At 44.2% G+C, this 18994-nt stretch carries 16 protein-coding genes; 9 read left to right on the forward strand and 7 right to left on the reverse strand.

Translation table 11 applies throughout. The features are described 5' to 3' along the window. The first annotated feature begins 29 nt into the window (after nucleotides 1-29). The 5 genes from aat to FHS68_RS02750 all read left to right on the forward strand — a co-directional run bounded on the left by aat (nucleotide 30) and on the right by FHS68_RS02750 (nucleotide 4983). Nucleotides 30-638 carry a leucyl/phenylalanyl-tRNA--protein transferase gene (gene aat / locus FHS68_RS02730; RefSeq protein ID WP_167267015.1) on the forward strand — a complete coding sequence of 203 codons (609 nt, stop codon included), beginning with the start codon at nucleotides 30-32 and terminating at the stop codon, nucleotides 636-638. A 117-nt stretch (nucleotides 639-755) separates the two neighbouring features. Next, on the forward strand, nucleotides 756-1787 hold the full coding sequence (gene proB / locus FHS68_RS02735) for a glutamate 5-kinase (RefSeq protein WP_167267017.1): 1032 nt from the start codon (nucleotides 756-758) through the stop codon (nucleotides 1785-1787). Further along, nucleotides 1787-3037 (forward strand): glutamate-5-semialdehyde dehydrogenase, encoded by a 1251-nt coding sequence (locus FHS68_RS02740; protein ID WP_167267019.1) that lies wholly within the window; start codon nucleotides 1787-1789, stop codon nucleotides 3035-3037. The genes proB and FHS68_RS02740 overlap by 1 nt, the downstream gene beginning before the upstream one ends. Continuing rightward, the gene (locus FHS68_RS02745; protein ID WP_167267020.1) at nucleotides 3031-4113 is read left to right on the forward strand and encodes a M20 family metallo-hydrolase; all 1083 of its coding nucleotides are present in this window, start codon (nucleotides 3031-3033) and stop codon (nucleotides 4111-4113) included. The genes FHS68_RS02740 and FHS68_RS02745 overlap by 7 nt, the downstream gene beginning before the upstream one ends. A gap of 42 nt (nucleotides 4114-4155) precedes the next feature. Further along, entirely contained in the window at nucleotides 4156-4983 is an 828-nt protein-coding gene (locus tag FHS68_RS02750; protein WP_167267022.1) for an enoyl-CoA hydratase/isomerase family protein, read from the forward strand. A gap of 50 nt (nucleotides 4984-5033) precedes the next feature. Here FHS68_RS02750 and FHS68_RS02755 read toward each other — a convergent pair whose 3' ends face one another. The 3 genes from FHS68_RS02755 to FHS68_RS02765 all read right to left on the reverse strand — a co-directional run bounded on the left by FHS68_RS02755 (nucleotide 5034) and on the right by FHS68_RS02765 (nucleotide 8033). After that, the gene (locus FHS68_RS02755) at nucleotides 5034-6596 is read right to left on the reverse strand and encodes an Rne/Rng family ribonuclease (RefSeq protein ID WP_208408136.1); all 1563 of its coding nucleotides are present in this window, start codon (nucleotides 6594-6596) and stop codon (nucleotides 5034-5036) included. Nucleotides 6597-6860: 264 nt separating this feature from the next. After that, nucleotides 6861-7700 (reverse strand): tetratricopeptide repeat protein, encoded by an 840-nt coding sequence (locus FHS68_RS02760; protein WP_167267024.1) that lies wholly within the window; start codon nucleotides 7698-7700, stop codon nucleotides 6861-6863. 27 nt (nucleotides 7701-7727) lie between these two features. After that, complete coding sequence (locus tag FHS68_RS02765) at nucleotides 7728-8033, reverse strand: HU family DNA-binding protein (protein ID WP_026631310.1); 306 nt, start codon at nucleotides 8031-8033, stop codon at nucleotides 7728-7730. Nucleotides 8034-8192: 159 nt separating this feature from the next. Between FHS68_RS02765 and mutY the strand changes: the two genes are divergently transcribed. From mutY to FHS68_RS02785, 4 genes are all read left to right on the forward strand, one after another. Further along, complete coding sequence (gene mutY / locus FHS68_RS02770) at nucleotides 8193-9269, forward strand: A/G-specific adenine glycosylase (protein ID WP_167267026.1); 1077 nt, start codon at nucleotides 8193-8195, stop codon at nucleotides 9267-9269. Between the two features lie 164 nt (nucleotides 9270-9433). Next, nucleotides 9434-10639 (forward strand): Gfo/Idh/MocA family protein, encoded by a 1206-nt coding sequence (locus tag FHS68_RS02775; protein WP_167267028.1) that lies wholly within the window; start codon nucleotides 9434-9436, stop codon nucleotides 10637-10639. 57 nt (nucleotides 10640-10696) lie between these two features. Beyond that, nucleotides 10697-11179 carry a single-stranded DNA-binding protein gene (locus tag FHS68_RS02780; protein ID WP_167267029.1) on the forward strand — a complete coding sequence of 161 codons (483 nt, stop codon included), beginning with the start codon at nucleotides 10697-10699 and terminating at the stop codon, nucleotides 11177-11179. 52 nt (nucleotides 11180-11231) lie between these two features. Beyond that, entirely contained in the window at nucleotides 11232-12548 is a 1317-nt protein-coding gene (locus FHS68_RS02785; RefSeq protein WP_167267036.1) for a transporter associated domain-containing protein, read from the forward strand. Here the strand turns inward: FHS68_RS02785 and FHS68_RS02790 are convergent, their stop codons facing one another. The 4 genes from FHS68_RS02790 to FHS68_RS02805 form a co-directional block, all read right to left on the reverse strand. Further along, nucleotides 12549-12965: a hypothetical protein gene (locus tag FHS68_RS02790; RefSeq protein WP_167267038.1), complete on the reverse strand. Its 417-nt coding sequence runs from the start codon at nucleotides 12963-12965 to the stop codon at nucleotides 12549-12551. It abuts the gene before it with no gap. 2 nt (nucleotides 12966-12967) lie between these two features. Next, complete coding sequence (locus FHS68_RS02795; protein WP_167267039.1) at nucleotides 12968-14407, reverse strand: RagB/SusD family nutrient uptake outer membrane protein; 1440 nt, start codon at nucleotides 14405-14407, stop codon at nucleotides 12968-12970. A 39-nt stretch (nucleotides 14408-14446) separates the two neighbouring features. Continuing rightward, entirely contained in the window at nucleotides 14447-17881 is a 3435-nt protein-coding gene (locus FHS68_RS02800) for a TonB-dependent receptor (RefSeq protein ID WP_167267041.1), read from the reverse strand. A 109-nt stretch (nucleotides 17882-17990) separates the two neighbouring features. Further along, nucleotides 17991-18992 carry a FecR family protein gene (locus FHS68_RS02805; RefSeq protein ID WP_167267042.1) on the reverse strand — a complete coding sequence of 334 codons (1002 nt, stop codon included), beginning with the start codon at nucleotides 18990-18992 and terminating at the stop codon, nucleotides 17991-17993. Nucleotides 18993-18994: the final 2 nt, after the last annotated feature.

An 18994-nucleotide genomic window follows, 5' to 3' on the forward strand; every position in this document is an offset into this window, starting at 1 on the left:
CATTCACGCTTTAATTTCTCAATGCCAGCATGTCAGCATTAAGTACTGATGATATTTTGAACGGTTATATAAATGGTATATTTCCAATGGCGGAGGCGGACGGGTCTATTTACTGGTACTCCCCAAATCCAAGGGCAATCATACCAATCGACACCTACAAGCCTGCCAAATCTCTTCGTCCCGTATTGAATAAAAATTATTTTCAGATCAGGATTGATACAAATTTTGAGGCAGTTATGCGGGGATGTTCCGGCCCACGTGGAGAAGAACAGGGAACCTGGATCTCAGAAAATATAATTTCAAGTTATACGGCATTACACCGGCTTGGATATGCACATAGTATCGAATCTTACCTGGACGACCGCCTGGTGGGCGGCTTGTATGGTGTAGCAATAAGCGGCGTTTTCTTTGGAGAGTCTATGTTTACAATTGAAAGTAATGCATCCAAGGTAGCATTTCACTACTTGATTCAGATCCTTCGCTTAAACCGGTTTGTATTGTTAGACACACAGTTTATTAATGACAATGTGCGTCGCTACGGGGCAATCGAAATCCCCCGGGGCGAATATTTAGATCTGCTCGAAAAGGCTTTGAAGATGAAAAGGCGGTTTGATGGCAAGGTGCTTAATTTCCTGTGAGGAGCGGCCTGCATCTTGAAATATAATATCATTTGAAATATTATTTACTTTTGACTTCAATTGAAAATCCGCATATAGGCATTCAAAGAAAGTATATGTCGCTTATTACAGTTTAAAGTGTCAAAACCAATACTTGTTATAAAATTTGGGACAGCGTCCATTACCTTAACGTCTGGTGAGCCGGACGTCCGAATTATTTCAGAGATAGCGCGACAGGTTTCAGAAATACACTCGCAATATCATATCATCATCGTATCATCTGGCGCCGTCGGGGCAGGGAAGTCTTTCATTAAGGATTATAAAGGTTCGATGACGCAGCGGAAAGCAGCTGCGTCCGTGGGAAATCCATTGCTGGTTGGACTGTATTCCTCCTTTTTTGCGCCCAACAACATTTATATCGCCCAAAGTCTATGCGAAAGGCAGCATTTCGCAAACCGCGATAAGTTTTTACAGCTTAAAGAGACTTTCGAGGAGCTTTGGTATAATGATATCATTCCAATTGTCAACGAAAATGATGTTGTCAGTGATCGGGAGCTTAAATTTTCAGATAATGATGAGTTAGCTACCCTACTGGCGGTTGGATTTGGGGCCGAATCTCTGATGTTTTGTACATCGGTTGGCGGTTTGCTTGATGAACAGGGTCAGGTACTCAGGAACGTATCGAATGTCAATGAGGTTTTTAAATTTGTAAAAACAGATAAATCTTTCCTGGGTTTAGGCGGGATGGCGTCCAAGCTGACTTTCGCAAAACTTGCAGCGCGGATGGCGATCAGGGTTGTTATATTTGGTATGAACCAAAAAGACGAGCTGCTTAATGCGCTGAACGGGAATGCCGGAACTGTAATCCAGGCTGGTAAGAGCACATTATCTGCCAGGAACAGATGGCTTGGAAGCGGTGGACTGGTATCCGGCAGTTTATTGATCGATGAAGGAGCTTCGAGGGCCATTCTAAAAAGAAAGAGCTTGTTAGCTGTCGGGGTGACCGGGGTAACCGGTGAATTTGAGTCCGGCGAAATTATTGAAATATATTCCTCCGACGGAGAAATGATTGCGGTTGCCAGAGCAAGAGAAACATCTTCGGCGATCAGGCAAAATCTGAAAACAGTGAATTTTGAAGTGGCGCATGCCAATGATATTGTGTTATTATAATGGAATCTATCATATCCCTCTTAAAGGAAACCAGAGAAGCGTCAGCGGCTGTTCGGCGGCTGACAGACAAGCAGCGTGCTGACCTTTTGATATCTCTCTCAAACAGCGTGTTAGAGAATATAAATGCTATTATCGCCGAAAATCAGAAGGACCTTTCATTAATGGATGATGCAGATCCTAAAAAAGATCGCCTGCTTCTGAATGAAAGGAGGATCAAGGAACTTGCTCAGAGTCTTTGCGACGTTGCAGCCCTTCCGGATCCGACCAATGTCATTTTTCTTGAAAAGACGATCGAGCAAGGGCTTTCCTTAAAAAAAATAGCCGTCCCGCTCGGTGTGGTCGGTGTCATTTATGAATCAAGACCCAATGTGACAATTGATGTGGCGTCGCTTTGTTTGCGTTCCGCCAATGCCTGCGTTTTGAAAGGGGGAAAAGAAGCGCATTTTTCAAATACTTTGCTGGTAGCACTTATTCATAAAACCCTGGCCGAATTTGGAATCCCAGCTGCGGCTGTTAACCTGCTTCCAACCGGCAGAGAATCCGTTGGAGAACTATTGACAGCTACACAATATGTCGATATTATTATTCCACGCGGCTCGGAAGGACTGATAAAATTTGTGCGAGAAAATTCACTTGTTCCTACCATTGAAACAGGAGCAGGCGTGTGTCATACTTACATTGAAACTACGGGGGACTTGGATAAAGGGGCCCAAATCGTAGTAAATGCCAAGGTATCTAAACCAGCTGCCTGCAATGCATTGGATACTATTCTGGTGGATAGAGCGATTGCCGAGAGTTTCCTGCCAATGCTGAAAAGAGATTTTATCAAATGGGATGTGGAGGTGTTCGCTGATGAAACTTCCTATAATATTTTGCAAAAGGCGGAATACCCGTTGCTACGGAATGCTGGGCCGGAGGATTTTGGAAGGGAATTCCTGGATTTCAAATGCTCGATTAAAGTAGTTGATGGATTTGAAGATGCATTGAAGCATATTGAACAATATTCGTCCCGCCACTCTGAGGCAATTGTCTCAACGGACGAAGCTATTATTGAAACATTCTTGCGGGAAGTTGATGCGGCAGCTGTTTACGCCAATGCGTCAACTCGTTTTACAGATGGAGCTGTCTTCGCATTGGGAGCGGAGATAGGAATATCAACCCAAAAGCTTCATGCACGCGGCCCATTTGCATTGGAGAAACTCGTTACGGAAAAGTGGATTGTACAAGGTGACGGACAGGTAAGATGGTAAACACTGCGAAAAATATAAAGGTACTTTCGGAACAAGCAGTTGCGCTTTTGAAGAATTTAATTGAAACTCCTTCATTTAGTAAAGAGGAAGCAAATACTGCGGTGCTGATCGCTGAATTTTTCAAGGCTAAAAACATTCCTTTTCAGCAAAAGAAAAATAACATATGGGCTTATAACCTTCATTTTGATCAAGCCAAGCCAACAATCCTACTAAATTCTCATCATGATACGGTAAAGCCCAATAAATCCTGGACGCTGGACCCTTTTAAAGCCATTGTTGAGAAGGGCAAGTTGTATGGGCTGGGAAGCAATGACGCGGGCGGGTGCCTGGTATCATTAATCGCTACCTTCTGTTATTTTTTTGAGAGAGAAGATCTTACCTATAACATTGCTATTGCCACTACGGCCGAGGAAGAGATATCAGGTAAAGAAGGACTAGAAATAGTGGTTCCTGAATTGCCCGATATTTCTTTTGCCATCGTTGGTGAACCAACTGAAATGCAGTTGGCTGTTGCAGAGAAAGGATTGCTTGTGCTCGACTGCACTGCAGCTGGGAAATCAGGGCATGCTGCCAGGGAAGAAGGCGATAACGCGATCTATAAAGCTTTAAAGGACATAAGCTGGATTACCCAATATCAGTTTCCCAAAGTTTCACCTACATTGGGGCCGATAAAAATGTCAGTGACGATCATCAACGCGGGCACACAGCATAATGTCATTCCCGACGCATGTACCTTTACGATAGATGTCAGGGTGACCGATCAGTATGAATTAGAGGAAGTTATCACTGTAATCCAGGCTAATATTCAGTCTGAGGTTGTTGCCAGGTCGATAAGGCTTCGGCCGTCAAGTATTGCAATGGATCATCCGATTGTGCAGCAGGGCTTGAAATTGGGCCGAGCCGCTTATGGCTCACCCACTACTTCTGATCAGGCGCTTCTGGATTGTCCATCACTAAAAATGGGGCCGGGACAATCGGCGAGGTCGCATAGTGCCGATGAGTTCATCTATCTTCATGAAATTGAAGAAGGCATAACACAATACATTACAATGCTGGAAGGCGTGGTAACTCACTAGGCGTCTGAGCGAAATTCAGGTGACAATCCAAACTAAACTGATATGCAATTCTACTCCCACGAAGATGTACAGGCTTTTGCATCAGTGAAGTTTTTATACATTAAAACATCCCTGTCAGGCTACATTTTTACGGTGACGCTGAGCCGACCGGAGAAGCGAAATGCATTCACACCAACAATGGCCGAAGAAATAATCTACGCCCTTGCCTATGCTCATTACAATAGCGAAATCAGGTGTGTAATTATCGATGCGCAGGGAAGTGTTTTTTGCGCAGGTGCCGATTTAAATGCATTCCATGATCCATCTTTTGATAGAAAAAATGACACTTTACCAAAAATAAAAGGAGATCTCACATTGGGCGATGCTTTTATCGCTTTATCAAAGCCTGCCATTGCGAAGGTCGAGGGGCCTGTTTTAGCGGGTGGTTTTCTTATGATTTGTGGTGTGACCTTTGTTTATAGTACGACGAACGCAACATTTAGCCTGCCCGAAGTAAAGCGGGGAATATGGCCAATGCAGGTGATGGCTTCATTGATGCATATTATTCCAAATCGTAAAGTGCTTGAAATGGCTATTACTGGCGAGGAATATACTGCTACCGAGGCATATGAACTGGGGCTGGTCACCAGGATTTCGGAAGAAGGACAAATTGGAGAAGAAGTAAACGCGCTGGCGGAGCAAATCTGCGGAAATGCGCCGTACGCAATTAAATCAGGCATCGCAGCTTTTCACAAACTGAAAGACATCACGGAAAGGGAGCGACATACCTATTTGAAAGAGCAATTAAAATTACTGCTCCAAACAGCGGATGCAAAAGAAGGAGCCTTGTCATTCAAAGAAAAAAGGAGTCCGAATTGGAAGGGTAATTAATAAGAAAGTCTGGAAAAAGCTAAAAGCAAATAGCTAATAGCTCTTTGCTATCAATTCACCGGCACAATCTCAATCTCTTCCCCATAACGGTTATGGAACTTGAAATCGACGACGCCAAGTGAGCTATCTTTAGTCAACTTCACCCAGGTTTTGTAATGGAAGAACCATTTTACCTGTTCTGAAATCATTCCTTTGGTAAAATAGGAATGCAGGAAAGGATGAAGAGAAATGGTTATTCCCCGCTCATTTTGCTTGCTGAGGATGTAATCGAGGTTATTCGCAATGGCATCAGAAACCAATATGCTTGCCTGGATTGTGCCTGTTCCACCGCAGGTAGGACATGTTTCCCGGGTAACAATGTTCATTTCAGGCCTAACCCTTTGGCGGGTAATCTGAAGAAGGCCAAATTTAGATAAAGGAAGAACAGTATATTTAGACCGATCGCCTTTCATTTCATCACGCATGACATCGAAAAGCGTTCTTTTATTCTCCGCTTTCTTCATATCAATAAAATCTACAACGATAATGCCGCCCATATCCCGCAACCGAAGTTGCCGGGCAATTTCCTTCGCCGCTTCCAGGTTGACACTCAATGCAGTAGCTTCCTGATCTTCTTCCGAATTGGACTTATTACCGCTGTTTACATCGATCACATGCAATGCTTCGGTGTGCTCAATGATCAAATAGCCTCCATTTGGAAGACTTACCGAGCGACCAAATAACGATTTGATCTGCTTTTCCAGACCAAATTGTTCGAAGATTTTATTCTTGCCACTGTGTAGCTTTAAGATATTCTCCTTATCAGGCGCAATGTTGTGGATGTACGCTTTGATATCGTCATATACTTCCTTCGAATCCACGGTAATGCTGTCAAAAGACTCATTCAGCATATCGCGGATGATGGACGAGGCTCGATTCATCTCGCCTATTACCCGATCGCGGGGTTTTGCTTCACGAAGGGCTTTGATACCATTTTCCCATTTATCCAGACAATCCTGCAAATCTTTATTAAGCTCATCCACATCTTTGCCTGTCGCAACAGTACGGATGATTACGCCAAAATTTGCAGGCTTAATAGAAGACATCAAGCGTTGCAGTCTATTCCTTTCTTGTTTGTCAGTAATCTTTTTGGAAAGATTAACTGAATTAGAAAAAGGAACCAGAACGATATAACGACCGGCAATGGAAATGTCACAGGATAATCTCGGGCCTTTTGTAGAGATAGGCTCTTTTACGATCTGAACAAGGATCGCTTGATTTTTGGAGAGGACCTTGTCAATTTTTCCAAGTTTTTCAATTTCAGGCTCCATCTTGAAGCTACTCAATTTGCCCGAATTGCCACGTTTGGAAATAACGTCCTTCGTTAATTTATTGAGAGAATTGATATTTGGACCCAAATCAAGGTAATGCAAAAACGCGTCCTTTTCAAAACCAACATCAACAAATGCTGCATTAAGACCAGCCACCAATTTTCGGACAGTACCAAGGTAAATATCCCCAACGGTAAAGCTTTGATCAGGTGTTTCGACGTGATATTCTAAAAGGCGCTTATTCTGCAAAAGGGCTATACGTTCTCCCTTTTGAGTAGAATTGATCAGTAATTCGTTACTCAATGTTCAACCAACTAAATGGCTATATAATGTTGATAATTAACCTCCCGCTTTTCAGAATAAAGGGGTATAAATGCGTAGTGAAGAAGGATGACCGGAGCTTCATGTGAAAGTCCGGTCATTTATATTTATTTCTTCTTATGTCTGTTTTTTCTAAGTCTTTTCTTTCTCTTATGAGTGGAAATCTTATGTCTCTTTCTTTTTTTTCCGCAAGGCATAAATCTATGTCGTTTATAAATAAAAAATAATTCTCTTATTTTCTGATGATCAATTGTTCAGTCGGTCTTCCAATTCACCGATGGCTTGCTGTATGACCGGGTCTTTTTCTTCCTTTTTAACCTCCGCAAGCACTTTACGAGCCTGTTCTTTATCTCCAAGTTCAACGAGCGTCAGTCCTAGATAAAACTTTGCTTTCGTATTCGCTGGATTATTGGTTAAAATTTGCCTGAACCGATCAGCAGCTTTTGAATATTGGTTAGATCTCATGGACAAAATCCCCAGATTGAACAATGCCAATTCGTTGGTGGGATCTGTGTCAATCACTTCCCGTAACATTAAAATCCCTTGCATTGGATTTTCGGTGTTCACGTAAGTCATTGCCATATTGGCTTTTGCTGCCAGCAGTCCAGGATTCTGGTCAATTGCTTTTTGGTAATATTCGCGGGTTTTAATTCCAAGATTTTTGGCTTTTTGTTCATTCACAGCAAAGCCATATGCTTCATAATATCGATCTCCTGTTTTGACCAAGTTCTCAATAGATGGGGATATAACGGCTACTTTTTCAGCATAAAACGCAGCACTGTCAAACTTCTGAAGTTCTGCGAATTTGTCTGACAATTTAAGCCCAGCCGCAATCTTTTCCTTGTCACCCGCATTTGCAAAGTTACCTTTCAATTGATCGACTATTTTCTGCTGATCAGGGGAAAGGGTAGCTGCGTCATGTGATGTAGGAGAGGAGTCAGAAGTTGTCGCCGAAGTAGCTGCCGTCTGACTCCTTTCCTTGTCTACCTCTTTGCCCTTCGTGTTGACAACGACTTTTGGAAGACTGAACAATGTTCCAACAAGTGCAACCGCAAATACACAGGAAAGAAGAATAGACTTTTTCATAAGTATCACTAAACCTTTTCAGGTAAATTACTTTTCAGCGACCGCTTTCAGTTTGTCACTTTCTTTCACCTGCTCCACGAAAACCTTGGCAGGTTTGAAGCTTGGTACAAAGTGCTCATCAATAATCATTGAAGTTCCCTTCGAAATGTTACGGGCGACTTTACGTGCACGTTTTTTATTGATAAAACTACCAAAACCTCTTACATAAAGATTCTCGCCCTCAGAAAGGGAGTCCTTTACCACGGTGAAGAACGATTCTAGCGTTTGCTGAACGTCGCCCTTGTCTACACCTGTTTTTTCAGAAATCTGTGCGATTACGTCTGCCTTAGTCACTTTGATTGTTTACTTTAAGTGGATATTATTTCATTTATTTACTTACTCCTCTGAATTTTGGGAACACAAAGGTACGGTAATTTTACCAGAATTTAAAAGGATGGGCTTTTCAATTTTTTTCTAATTGGTTAAAAAACAGCATACATAAGTTCAAATAATATGATACCGGATCATTTTGAGGGAGTTCATTTTAACAAAAGGCTTAAATCCTGGTATCTCAAAAACCATCGCCCTTTGCTCTGGCGCCAGACAAATGACCCTTACAAAATATGGCTCTCCGAAATCATTCTTCAGCAGACCAGAGTCGCTCAGGGAACGCCTTATTATGAGAAATTTCTCCTTCATTATCCCACCGTTTTTGATCTCGCCAATGCCGATGAGCGGGACGTTTTAAGATTATGGCAAGGATTAGGGTACTACTCGAGGGCCAGAAATATGCATTTTACTGCCCGACAGGTCGTCAAAGATTTTGACGGTAAATTTCCATCTACCGCAGCCCAGCTATCCAAACTAAAAGGACTTGGCGCCTACACTGCTTCCGCCATCGCCTCCTTTGCATATGGAGAAGCTGTGGCTGCCATTGATGGAAATGTTTACCGGGTGATGTCCCGCATTTTCGGGATACAGTCAGATATGCTGAGTAATGAAGGAAAAAAGGAGTTTGCTACTTTGGCCAAAGAGCTTATTCCTGCTGATGATCCGGGTACCTATAACCAGGCAATGATCGAATTTGGCGCCATTCAATGTGTACCCGTTTCTCCAAATTGTATCATTTGCCCATTGAACGATATCTGTTTTGCTTTCGAGTTCGGAATGCAGAAGGAACTGCCGGTCAAGGCCAAAAAGCTGAAAGTCAAGCATCGGTTTTTAAACTATTTCGTAATCAATCAAAATGGGCGGATTATTATGAAGGAGCGGACAGGAAAGGACATCTGGAAAGGATTATTCGACTTTTACCTTATCGAATCGCAGACGCCGCTAACCTCTCCCGAAGATTTTTCGGAAGATAAGTTTATTATCAATTTACTGAAAAAGGGCATTATAACTGAAATTCCCGAGCTTTACACCCACAGACTCACCCACCAAAGATTAAATGTTCGCTTCTGGTGGATTGAAATTTCGGAAAGTGCAGCAATAGATTTGCCAGCTGACATGGCTTTTTACACCAGAGACGAAATTGAATTCCTTCCGAAACCGATCCTAATTGATACGCTTTTGAAGGAAGTGGGATTTTAAGATTTTAATGCCTGCGTATCGGAAGCGATTTAAGGGTTAATGTTGTTCGAGTTGGTTCGGTATGGTTCGAGATTGTTATTTATGGTAATGGAAACGTAAAACAACTTCAGACCACCTCGAACCACCCCGAACCCATTTTTAAACACATTTAACTTGTAAGTACCATGCAGAAAATTGCAATGCTAGGCTCGGGTTTTATCGGGCGTTTTTATGCTGACTCCATTCATGGGCAGAGAGGGCGAGATAAGGTAATCGCCATTTATGCGAGACGAGAGGAAAGCGCCAAGAAATTCGCTGCCGATTATGGCTGTGATTTTTGGTCGTCCGACATGGAAGAGATCATCGCGAATCCCGAGGTAAATATGGTATGCATCGCGCTTCCCAACAACATTCATGAGCAAGCTGTAATGCTTTGCGCCAAACATAGAAAGGCAGTGGTTTCGACAAAGCCGCTTGGGCGGACTGGTGGAGAAGCTTTGCGAATGATGAAGGCGGTGGAAGAAGCGGGAATATTTGGAGGCTATCTTGAAGATCTCTGCTACACGCCAAAGTTCTTAAAATCCCTTGAAAGTATTAAAAATGGCTCATTGGGCAGGATTATCTGGGCGAAATCCCGAGAAGCACACCCCGGCCCGCATAGCGAATGGTTTTGGGATATCGAACAGGCAGGGGGTGGCTGCATCCTTGACCTGGGCTGCCATTGCATTGAAATTTCACGCAATTTCATTGGAAAAGATATAAAACCAATTGAAGTAATGTGCTGGGCGGACACGCAGGTTAAGCCAATTGATGCGGAAGACCATGCAATTGCATTGGTAAAATACGAAAACGGGGCAATCGGGCAGTTTGAAGTTAGCTGGACTTTTCGCGGTGGAATGGACCTTCGGGACGAAGTAATGGGTACCGAGGGAACAATCTGGATCAATAATTTTCTGCGTACCGGTTTTGAAATGTTCACTACAGGCCAAAATGCCGAAGGTACAGGAGAAGAGTATGTTGCGGAAAAGGCCGAAAGTACCACAGGCTGGCTGTTTCCGGTTGGGGACGAGGTCAATGATCTGGGATACAACCACATGTTCACCGACATGTTCAATTCGGCGGAGCGTGGCATAGAAGCTGCTGAGACATTTTACGATGGATATATTGTTAATGCAGTTATTGATGCAGCGTACAAGTCTGCAAAAACCAAATTATGGGAAAAGGTTGAGCTTCCGGTTTGGAGGGGTAGGGAAGGCGTTGAAAAACCATCCAACTATACTTCTTATGATGAAAAATATTATCTGATCAAACAAGAGGTAACCCACGACGGGCGTAACAAGCTGATTTTAAAAGATAAGGCGACCGGCAAAATTTTTGAGCAGGATATTTAGAAAAACGATTCACCGAATATCCTTATATTTAAATCTACATTCGTAAAATATCCACCCATGGCAGGAAGTGTTAATAAAGTGATTTTAATAGGTAACCTGGGGAGTGATCCAGAGGTCAGATACCTGGAAAGCGGCTCAGCAGTCGCTAAATTTAACATTGCGACCACCGAATCTTACACTAACAAAAGTGGTGAAAGGGTTGACAATACAGAATGGCATCGCATTGAACTTTGGGAAGGTCTGGCCAAGGTAGCGGAGAAATATTTGAAAAAAGGAAACCAGGTTTATATTGAAGGGCGCATCAGAACAGACAGCTGGACTGATAAAGAAGGACTGCAAAAAACCGGTGTCACAATCAGGGCAAACAGCATGACCTTGTTGGGCGGACCATCAGGCTCAGGCGGACAAGCAGAAAATAGCAATCAAGGGTATCAGCAACAGTCAGCCGCGCCGAGGAGCAACCAATCGCCCAGGCCAGCCGATCCGATCCCGCCAGCACTGGCAGCAGGAAGTGACGACGATGATGACTTGCCGTTTTAATTAGTTACATTTATCTTATTAACCGTTAATTCTCAACGTTTTCCGATATTTCGTGGAAGAAACTGCAGACAGTGACGATCCCCTTGCCCGAACGCGTACGGGGATTTTGTTTTCCCCAAAAAGTACGCAACCACTTCTGGCAGGGGTGATAATCCCCATTGATTTTCTTGGCCCCTACGACCTTATCCTCGTTGTTTTTCTTCTTATCGTTTCCCTTTTTTTATCCGGCATTCGCGCTGCTTATGCCGCATCCGGCGCCATGGAAAACCCCTGGGAGCGCAAGAGCGAAGGGGAAAATGGCTTACCAAACCGCATCCAACAACTTTCCTTATCCCTCGTTCAGCGGGCAATGACGCTGTTAGCATTGATACTTGCGGCACACTACGCCTGGAATCACCTGCAGGCAGCCGATGACCCGTATTCCCGATGGGTCGTTTTAGGTTTTCTGGCGGTGTGGATTTGGCTGGATGCGATTGTCCGGTACAATAGCGCGCGTCGTGCCAATGAATTTATCCCAAGAATTACAGGCTTGACACAGATTCTGGTAAAAATCTGTCGGCCCTTAGCTGCACCTGTTATGAAGCTGGGTTACGCTCTGGGCGTGCTAACGCCGGAAGGGGCGGAGGTAACTACCGAAATGCTGGAGGCGAAAGCGGAAAGCGAGGAAGAGACAGACCTGCTTCGGGGACTTGCTAATTTCAGACAAACGAATGCAAAAAAGGCAATGCAGGCGCGATTGGAAATTACTTCTTTTGACATTGAGCTGAATTTTCATGAGCTGATGGACAAAATCAATAAGTCGGGGTATTCGCGCGTACCCATTTTCCGCGACGACCTTGACCACGTTGAAGGTATTCTGAATGTGAAGGACCTATTGCAACACATTCACCAGGATGAACATTTTAATTGGCAGAAATTACTACGACCGGTTTATTTTATCCCTGAAAGCAAGCGACTGGACGACTTGATGAAAGATTTTCAAAGTCGTAGGGTTCATATGGCCATTGTGGTAGATGAATATGGAGGTACCAGCGGCCTCATTACGCTGGAAGATATCATTGAGGAAATTTTCGGGGATATTAATGATGAATACGACGAGGATGAGGAAATCAATTTTACGCAAGTAGATGAGAATACTTATGTTTTTGAAGGAAAAGTGCTCATCAATGATCTATGCCGCATCCTCAACATTGATACCGATTATTTCGACAATGTGAGAGGTACCAGTGAATCCCTTGCAGGTCTGCTACTAGAATTGTTTTCCCGTTTGCCCAGAACGGGTGAAATTGCCACCCACCGCGGAGTAACTTTCAAAGTCCAGTCAGCGGACAAGAAGCGTATTAAAAAAGTCAGGGTATTGGTGGGATAGTTACTCTGCTTGTGGGGCGACTTTTGAGAAATACCTTAACTCGTACAATTCCTGATTTTTACCAGAGAAATAGGGCTTATGCGTTTTTTTCAAGATCATGCTTCTGGAATTAAGACTTAGTATCTGATATCCATTCACAACTTTACCCGTCGAATCCAGGTACGCGAGCGAATCTTTGCTCATCAATTTATAATGCGATTTCCGGAATTCTCCTTTTCTCCTTTCAAAGAGTATCCCATCCGGCCTGTAATCAAAGTAAGACCAGTGAGAATCTTTGACATTATTGGTGAAACTGAATCCATTTACAAAATTTGAAATGGAATCAGTCCGCCATAATCCATATATCTGCTCCTCCTCTGATTTGCATTGGGACAAAATAAAAATCAGAAGAAGAGCCTGGGGGAGTTTTTTTACCAATGTCAATAGTTGCTGTTCTGGACTAGTACGCCATTGCTCAAATCCACTTCACGTTGTGGCAAAGGGAAGTAGTAATGCTTAGGTTTGACGAAATTACGACTTGGTTTATGAGGTCCGCGATCGATTTTATAATGTGCCACGATGTCAATTAGTCCTGCCTTATCCCAACGCATCAAATCCTGATGTCTTTCATTTTCTCCCGCCAGTTCCACACGTCTCTCGTGCATGATGTTTTTCATTGTAGCATTGGTAATTGCTGCCAGCCCAGCCCTTTTTCTTACTGCATTGAGTTCAACATCACCATTGGCACCTGAACGGATTTTGGCCTCGGCAGCAAGCAGATACACGTCCGCTGTTCTCAGAAACGGTGCATTAAGACTTTGGCTCATATCGCCATTGTCGACAAACTGTGTGTATTTCTTGAATGCATAACCGGTAACCCGTGTCATATCTTTTGCAAATGTTTCTTTTCCAAGGCCCTTCCGGTCTACCTGGTCGCCCGGGCTGAAAATGGAGGATGCCTTCCGCGTGTCCCCTTTTTCAAATTCCTTCACCAGATCGTCGATAGGTTCGTGAAAGCCCCAGCCGCCAAATGCCTGCGGTGTATGATAAAAAGTCGGGGAATTGTCTGTTGTCCAGCCGGTTTCATATTGAAGTGAAAATAATATCTCCGGATTATTTTCGGTCGCCAGCTCAAAATTCTGGTTAAAGCCGGTTGCCAATTTGTAAGCAGCATTGGAAGTCACTTTTGCGCTTGCTTCGATGGCTTTTGCCCATTGTTCCTCATACACATATAATTTGGCCAGAAAACCAAAAGCAGAGCCCTGGGTAACCCTTCCAGCTTCCGCATCACCGTAAGAAACCGGCAACAATGTGGAGGCTTTCAGAAAATCCGCCTCGGCCTGGGCACGAACTTCTGTCAGCGTGGATTTAGGCTTGTTGTAATTAAGTTTCAAAGCATCGTCTTCCAGCAATATCGGAACTTCACCATAAACCAGCGAAAGTCTCCAATAGATGAAGCCTCTCAGAAAGTAAGCTTCACCCATGCTGCGGTTTCTCAAAGTCTCGTCCATTGAAACTTTCGGAGCGTTGATCAACACGGTATTGGCGCGGGAAATGACTTCGTACTTGGCTTTCCAGGTCGCCAGGATGTGTGAATTGGAGGCATCGAAAGTGAACATTTCGAGCGCCGTTTCATCGGAATGGTCGCCCGCGCGGTTCATATCATCCGAGCAGTTGTCAAATGTATATTCGGTATGCGCAAAGCCGTCTTCATCGAGCAATGGGGAGTAAACTGCATTCACTGCCGCCACCACATCATCGCCGTTTCGCCAGTATTGCTGGGAGGTAACCTGTCCGTATGGCGTGGTTTCGAGCAAATCGCTGCAACTGGTCAGCATGGCAAGCAGTATGTATCCGGATAGTATTGTTATCTTTTTCATAAATGAATCAAATTCTTCGGTGTAAATCTGAATGTTGGGTTAGAAAGAAATGGTAGCTCCGATGGTCCAGGTGCGGGCCAATGGGTACTGTGCATAATCTACATTCAGCTGGTTGTAAGACCCGTTTCCGCCGCCTACGTATCCCAGTTCAGGATTCAAACCTGAATACTTCGTGAAAGTCAGAATGTTCTGGCCCGTCACATATATTCTCGCCTGAGACATTTTAAGCTTGCTGATTGCATTCTTTGGAACGGAGCAACCCAACGTCAGGTTTTTCAAACGCAGGTAATCACCTTTTTCAACGAACAAGTCCGATGGTCTGAAATTCCGGTTTGCATTGTCGATGCTTACGCGTGGTACCGTGGTACTCGTTCCCGGCCCGTTCCAGCGCTCATTTTCTTCCGCATACAAATTGAAGGAATAGCTCGCATCCAATCCCTGCATCCGGTCAGCATTGTAGATTTTCGAACCGCCAACGCCTACAAAGAACAAAGTCAAATCAAATCCTTTGAAATTGGCACCTGCCGAGAAGCCGTAGTTTACTTTCGGCTGGGGACTTCCAATGGTCGTACGATCCAGGTCGTCCACAATACCATCGCCATTTAAGTCTGAGAACCGAACGTCACCGGGCTTGATCAGCCCGTCTGTGCGTCTTGTGTCGTTGGCAATGTTGCCGTCCGAATCGATTTCTCCCTGGCTTTGGTAGATGCCATTTGTTTTGTAACCATAGAAAGTACCATAAGGCTGGCCCTCATAAGTCCTTACAATTTCCTGCTGACCGCGTCCATAGAGCTGCGTCGCCAGAAATCCGCCTGGAGTGGCTAGTCTGGTTATTTTGTTTTGGATAAAAGTTGCATTGCCGCTCACATTGAATGTTACCTGGCCCACAGTGTGCCGATAAGAAGCCTCAATTTCCAAACCTTTATTTCGAAGCTGGCCAATGTTCTGATCAGGGATCGTTGCAGTACCAATCGTACCGATCGAAGGCGGCGCGAGCAGCATGTTCTTGGTGTTTTTAATAAAATAATTGACCGACAAGAACAGACTGTTTTTGAAAAGCTCAGTTTCTAACCCAAAATTCGTCATCTCAGCCGTTTCCCAGCCGATATTCAGGTTAGCCAAGCGACTTTGTGCCGCACCAGAAACCTGGTTCTGAACGCCCCCATTTCCAAATGCGTACCGGTACGTGGAGTTGATCAATGCCAGGTATTGCAGGGAAGCCACATTCTGATTGCCCAATCTTCCCCAGCCGCCTGTCAGCTTGAAATTGCCGAACATCGGAAGTGCATTCTTGAAAAAATCTTCTTCTGAAACGCGCCATCCTGCGGAGAATGCAGGGAAATATCCCCATTGATTTCCGGGAGTGAACTTAGAGGAACCGTCACTTCTTACGGTGGCCGTAAGCAGGTAACGGTCTTTGAACGAATAATTGACCCGACCAAAAACGGAAGCCAAAGCGTCGTAGCTCCTGCCACCATTTCCGCCGTTATTTAAAGGAACAGAAACGATAGTTCCGGCATACTGCATGTAACGGAGCGATGGATCTTCACTCGGAAAATCCCGTCCCCATTGGTTGGAGTAGCGACTATTGAATGTTTGGGAAGTAAAACCACCCGTCATGTTAAGAGAATGTGAGCCAAACCGTTTGTTATACGCCAAAAAATATTCCTGCAGAAACGACCAGCTTTTATCGTGGCCCTGGCTTAGCTGATTGTAAGAATTCGTCCTGAACTGGTCATTGATTTTAATATCAAAAGTATGGCTATCCGAAAAAGTAGCGTCCATGGCCAGGTTAGCACGCAATGTCAAACCATCTAGGATCTCCACTTCACCGAAAACGCTTCCGAGAAAACGGTTCCGAACATTGTCTTTATCCTGGGTATCTACTGTAAAAATCGGATTGTTGATATCTCCAAATGCACCAATTCCCTGGGTCGAACCGTAAGAGCCATCCGCATTGCGCACAGGTAATCCTGGGTGGAAACGGATGGCGCTCCAAAGTAAGCCGGTCTGGGAAGACTGGGTGTCGGGCCCTGTGTTATGCGTATTGGTAAATTGCAGGTTCTGCCCAACTTTTATGCGGTTACCAATTTTATGATCAGAGTTGATACGGAATGTAAACCGCTTATAAACAGATTTTCCAATAATCCCTTTCTCGTTATAATAACCTCCTGATATCGCAAACGAGGAATATTTGCTTCCTCCGCGAATCGCCGCGTCGTAGTTTTGTGTGGTACCTTGTTGCAGCAGCTCATCCTGCCAGTTGGTTAATTGCGTCTGGTATTTCGTATCATTCCAGATTTCGGGTATTGGAAGTTTATCATTTGTATAGGCTTCGCGTTTCAGGCTTGCGAGTTCAGGGGCAGTGAGCACGTCGAGCGTTTTAATGCGGTTGGTAACACCCACGTACCCATTTAATGTAACCGAAAGCGGGTTGTCGAACTTACCTCTCTTTGTGGTAACGATGATAACGCCATTTGCAGCACGCGTTCCGTAGATTGCAGAGGCTGAGGCATCTTTCAGGATTTCAATCGACTCAATGTCGTTCGGGTTGACGTCGTTCATATTTCCCGAGGGAATTCCGTCGATGACAACCAGCGGGGAGGAATTGTTGACCGTACCAAAACCGCGGATCTGGATGGAGCCTGCGTCGCCGGGTGCTCCACCATTTCTGACGATATTAACCCCTGCCGCCCGTCCCTGCAATGCCTGTTGCGCACCTCCGGAAGGCAAATTCTGAAAGTCCGCACCTTTTACTGATGAAACCGCTCCGGTAATGTCTTTCTTTTCCTGCGTACCATAACCCACCACCACAATTTCCTTCAATGCACTCACGTCAGGTATCAATGAAACATTGATTGTTTCCTTATCCACCGCAATTTCCTGGCTTACATACCCGATAAATGAAAATTTCAAAGATGCACTTGCATCGGGGACCGTGATGCGGTACTCACCATTTTCATTGGTTGAAGTGCCTTGCTGGGTGCCAATTATCAAAATGTTTACCCCAGGCAGTCCGGCGCCTTTTTCGTCAACAACTTTGCCGCTAATGTTCCGATCTACCGCGGTTCCTACCATTGGGAGATCGATACCGCCAGTCGGGGCCGGCGCTTTCTTTCTCAGGAGAATCCTCGAATTTCCAACCACTTCGTAAGAAACATTCAACGGTGTAAGCAGCTGGTCCAGGACTTTGTTTAAAGGACCTTTAACCTCTTTAAAACCAGTAGTCTGAGTTGCCTGAATGCTCGAAGTGCTGTATACGAATTTGACGTCCGCCTGCTTTTCGATCATTTGTAATACTTTCTTAATTTCCAGAGATTCTACCTTGAGTGAAACCTCTTTGTTGAGCAATTCCTGTCCATAAATGCTATGGGCAAATGAAATGCCGCAGCATAAAATGGATAATAGCAGTTGTTTAGCCGTTGTACTCATGACATTGTAAACAACCCTTTTGAGGGGTATTTTTTTATGCATATTTTTAAAAGTTTTTGTGATATGAAACGCAAAGGCAACAAAGTGTTCTGTTGATTTTCAACAGCATTTATGCGGCGGTGATGTTCGAGCATCATCGCCGCTTTTTTTACTAATTACTGCAACCAGCACCCTGAACAAATAAGGCAGTTCCTCTTCTATCGTAAGAAATATTGGCGGACTTACAGATTAAATCCAGTTGCTGAAACAAACTCAATCCATTCAAATCTCCCGTGAAAAGGCAGGAATCGGTTGTATCGTTTTCGAGCACGATATCTATTCCATACGATTTTTCCAGGGCTGAGAAAACGTTTTTAACTGGAACTTCTGAAAAAGAGAACCCATGTTCAGTTTCACTTACCGGTATCACAAGCAATGGATTCTCAATGATCGAGAGCTCCATTTTCCGGGATTTTTTATTAAAAACAATCCTTTGATTCGGCGTTAAGATTACGCCGTTCTTATTGTCGGATTTAATATAGTCGTCCTCATAAACAGAAACCCGTCCGCTCTTCACCTGCACCTCTACAGACGGCGATCCGTCATACGATTTTATAGTAAAACTGGTACCCAATACCTTGGTCTGAAGACTTCCTGTGGAGACAATGAAGGGCTTGGAAATATTTTTTTTGATCTGGAAAAACGCTTCGCCGTGTAAATAAACCAGTCGGCTTTTTTCACCGAAATGTTCGGGAAAGCTGACGCTGCTATTTTTTTCTAAGACTACAATGCTGCCGTCTTCCAATGGAATTCGTTGGGGTTTTCCGGATGTGTTTTTAACCTCAACCACTGTTAAGGTGCCAGCGTCTGGCGATTCTGATGTGATTGCTGGCGACTCTTTCTTCGTAAGGAAATACGAGAAACTCAATACTATCAGTACCGAAGCCGCTGCTGCCAACCACGGGGTCATTCTGATTATTACGGATTTGCTGGCCGTATTTTTAAGAAGCTTTCTTTTGATGCGTTTTCCAATGATATCTTTTTCAGCTTCAAAAACAGATGATTCATCCAAAGGGTTATTTTTCAGATGTTCGAGAATAAATTGCTCTTCCTCAGGCGAATGTTGCCCGGAAAGGTATTTGCCCAACGTTTTCTGAAAATCGTACTGATTCATTG

Origin of the sequence: Dyadobacter arcticus, from assembly GCF_011762185.1 — a bacterium.
GTDB lineage: Bacteria > Bacteroidota > Bacteroidia > Cytophagales > Spirosomataceae > Dyadobacter > Dyadobacter arcticus.